Origin of the sequence: Microcoleus sp. D2_18a_B4, assembly GCF_036702475.1 — a bacterium.
Taxonomy (GTDB): domain Bacteria; phylum Cyanobacteriota; class Cyanobacteriia; order Cyanobacteriales; family Microcoleaceae; genus Microcoleus.
The window spans coordinates 1-3,261 of sequence record NZ_JAUBTL010000129.1 but is presented as its reverse complement, the minus strand read 5'-3'; the positions used below and the strand labels follow the sequence as shown (position 1 = coordinate 3,261).

The following is a 3,261-nucleotide window of genomic DNA, read 5'->3' as shown; positions in this document are numbered from 1 at the left end:
AGTCATTAGTCATTAGTCATTAGTCATTAGTCATTAGTCATTAGTCATTAGTCATTAGTCATTAGTCATTAGTCATTGGCTCGGTATAAGTTCAGGTAAAATATTAACAACTAAGTAATCTTCCTTCTTCCTTCTTCCGACGGACATCGGAGTGACATTCGTTACATCCGTTACATCCGTTACATCCGTTACACAATCCGTTGCCGAACTTCCTTCGTATTATGAGAATTTTAATTGTTGAAGATGACCCGATGATGCAACTGGGATTAGAGCAAGTTTTAGCCGATTCCCCAGAGATAGAAATAGTAGGACAAGCAGAAGACGGCTATTTAGGCGTAGCAGCCGCACTGAAACTCAAACCTGATATTATTGTAATGGATATCGGTTTGCCGCGGCTCGACGGCATAGCAGCGACGCAGCAAATTAAAGCACAACTGCCAGAAGTTCGAGTCGTAATGTTAACTTCTCACACGGCAGAAACTGAAATTATTGCTGCCCTTTCTAGTGGTGCTGATGCTTATTGTATTAAAGGTGCTTCTGTAGACAGGCTGTTAGCAGCGATTGCAGCCGCAGCAGAGGGCGCTACATATCTTGACCCTCAAATTGCCCGGACTGTCATAGAACACCTGAAACCGCCGATACCTGCCTCTACAACTACTTTTGGTCAGTTGTCGCAGCGGGAATTGGAGGTGTTAAAATTAATGGTGGAAGGTAACAGCAATCCCGAAATTGCAGCGGCGCTTTACTTGAGTCCAAATACTATTAAAACTCACGTTCGCGGTATTATGAATAAGTTGGCAGTGGATGACCGCGTGCAAGCCGCAGTTGTAGCGCTGAGAACGGGATTGGTGTAAAGAAGGAAGAGGGAAGAAGGAAGAGGGAAGAAGGAAGAGGGAAGAAAAATAATTCAACGTTTTTCAGTTACTAATTCGCAATTTCCAATCCGCAATTAGCAATGCCCGATGCCCGATGCCCGATGCCCGATGCCCGATGCCCGATGCCCAATTCCCAATTCCCAATTCCCAATTCCCAATTCCCAAAAAGTTTATGTCTGAGTGGATAGAAATCGGTAAAATTGTAGCAGCTCAAGGTTTGGACGGGGAAGTGCGAGTCTATCCCGATTCGGATTTCCCGGAAAGGTTTATCGAACCGGGGAAGCGGTGGATTTTGCGCCCTAACAAAAGTGAACCGGAACCGATCGAGTTTTTGGGCGGTCGCTACATTCCGGGCAAAGGGCTGTATGCTGTAGAGGTAGAGGGTGTGGAAGACCGCGATAGTGCTGAGGCGCTGCGGGGCTGCAAGTTGTTTGTTGAAAAGACCGATCGACCTTACCTCGAATCTGATGAGTTTTACGTCCAAGATTTGATCGGTATGGAAGTTTTTAACCAGTTAACCGGGGAAATCTTAGGCAAGGTAAGTGATATTATTCCTGCAGGTAACGACCTTTTAGAAGTAGAAACGAATCTAACGCGGCCGGAAACTGTCGCCGCAGAATTAGAAAAGCCAAAACAGCCTGAAACTCCCCAAGCAAACGCTGACCCCAGAAATACCCGCAAACCACGGAAAATTCGCGTTAAAGAGCCTAAATCTACAAAAATATTGATTCCTTTTGTGGAAGAGATTGTGCCAGTTGTTGACTTAGAACAAGGCAGAATTGAAATTGTGCCTCCTCCTGGTTTGTTGGAATAATATAATGTCCGGTCGCTCGACCGGATATGATATTAGTTATTAACAATTCGCAATCCCCTATTCTCAATATTAATCCTTTCCTCTATTTGTAGACCGCACTATCAAGTAACTGATGGAAAGCGCGAAAATTGCAGTCGCCAAACCAATCAAGTCGGCTGCGGTTTTTTTTTCCAGGTCAAGAATGATGATTTTTCGAGATACTGCTATCAAAGAAGTTACAATAACTAGCTCTACTTGAATTACGTGCTTTTTCAGATAAGCTGTAATATTTTCCAATATTTCCAATGCAATTAAAACATTTAAAAATAACCCAAATATCACAAACAACGTGTCTTTTAAGAAATTATCAGTGTGGTTTACCAATTCTTGTGTTAAAAAAATCACCAAATCGGCAACGCTGACGATAATTACCAAAATCATCGCCAGTGATAAAACTTTTGATATTATTACTTCTACACTTTCTGTAAAATGCAGAAAATTTTCATCACTGCTTGACTTGGAAATTTGCCTAAATATTTTTTTCAGCATAAAAGTGATTTAGTCTTCATTCTTAATGATTCTGTCATTGTTCGGTACAGTTTGCAAGCGCAAAACTTTGCGATTGCCTGGTTTTACGGCGGCAACCGATTGCTGGGAAAAGGCGGCTCTCTTTGCCCGTTATATTTTATAGTTTTTCGTGTCAGCGAGGAATCGATCGCACGCGATGAACTCCTGCTTAATAAATTTTTGCCATAAAAAAGCCTCAAACTATTGTCTAGCAATATTTTGAGGCTTTTAAGGCGCGGTGCGACCACTGAACTAACTATCTATTCTCAACAGAGAATGATTGTTGACTCCCAGCTTGCTCCGACGCAATATACAAGATAGCTAAAAATTTAGCTCGGGTGGTTTAGTAGCGACGAGAATTGCCACCGCGATCGTTGTTGCCCCAGTTACCACCACCAGAATTGGAACCACGTTCTTCACGGGGTTTTGCTTTGTTGACTTTGAGGTCGCGACCCATCCACTCAGCACCGTCAAGAGCCTCAATGGCTGCGGCTTCTTCGGCTTCTGTAGACATTTCTACAAAAGCGAAACCCCGCATCCGACCTGTTTCCCGGTCAGCAGGCAACTGAACGCGCTTTACTGTTCCGTACTCTCCAAAAGTTTGGTTGAGGTGCTCCTGCGTTACTTCGTAGGATAAATTGCCGACATAGATTGACATTGAACATTCTCCAGAATCAGAGTGTGTAGAGATTTAAATCCGGAGGAACGCCGATCGAACGAACTGTACTGCCGAAAATAAAGCCTTGTAAAACGATTATAGCACCTATAGGTGCAAACTGCAATTGTCTGACTCGATTAATTAAAAAGAAGGCAGAAACCATTCGCCAGAAGACATTCTCCCGAAGGAAAAACCCCCATCAAGAAGGAAGAACTCAGAATACATAAATTTACATAAATTTAATTTTCCTTGTTTCCGAACTCTGGCGGGGAAACCCAGTTTTTAGGCTGCTTGACACTCCCCTGCCTGAAGGCGAGGGGATTCTTGGTTCTGCGACCTACCTTAAAACTATCTATCCTTGCGGCAGT

At 43.3% G+C, this 3,261-nt stretch carries 4 protein-coding genes; 2 read left to right on the top strand and 2 right to left on the bottom strand.

Annotation, left to right across the window (positions count from 1 at the left end; genetic code table 11):
- The first annotated feature begins 221 nt into the window (after positions 1–221).
- Both QUB04_RS32235 and rimM read left to right on the top strand, forming a co-directional pair.
- Positions 222–854 carry a response regulator gene (locus tag QUB04_RS32235; protein ID WP_006632834.1) on the top strand — a complete coding sequence of 211 codons (633 nt, stop codon included), beginning with the start codon at positions 222–224 and terminating at the stop codon, positions 852–854.
- Positions 855–1,047: 193 nt separating this feature from the next.
- The gene (rimM, locus tag QUB04_RS32230; RefSeq protein WP_333290726.1) at positions 1,048–1,689 is read left to right on the top strand and encodes a ribosome maturation factor RimM; all 642 of its coding nucleotides are present in this window, start codon (positions 1,048–1,050) and stop codon (positions 1,687–1,689) included.
- A 69-nt stretch (positions 1,690–1,758) separates the two neighbouring features.
- On the opposite strand, the gene QUB04_RS32225 is transcribed toward rimM, so the two are convergent.
- Both QUB04_RS32225 and QUB04_RS32220 read right to left on the bottom strand, forming a co-directional pair.
- A complete protein-coding gene (locus tag QUB04_RS32225; protein ID WP_333290725.1) occupies positions 1,759–2,217 on the bottom strand; it encodes a phosphate-starvation-inducible PsiE family protein in 459 nt (152 codons plus the stop codon).
- A gap of 361 nt (positions 2,218–2,578) precedes the next feature.
- Positions 2,579–2,893 carry an RNA-binding protein gene (locus QUB04_RS32220; RefSeq protein WP_333143949.1) on the bottom strand — a complete coding sequence of 105 codons (315 nt, stop codon included), beginning with the start codon at positions 2,891–2,893 and terminating at the stop codon, positions 2,579–2,581.
- Between the last annotated feature and the right edge of the window lie 368 nt (positions 2,894–3,261).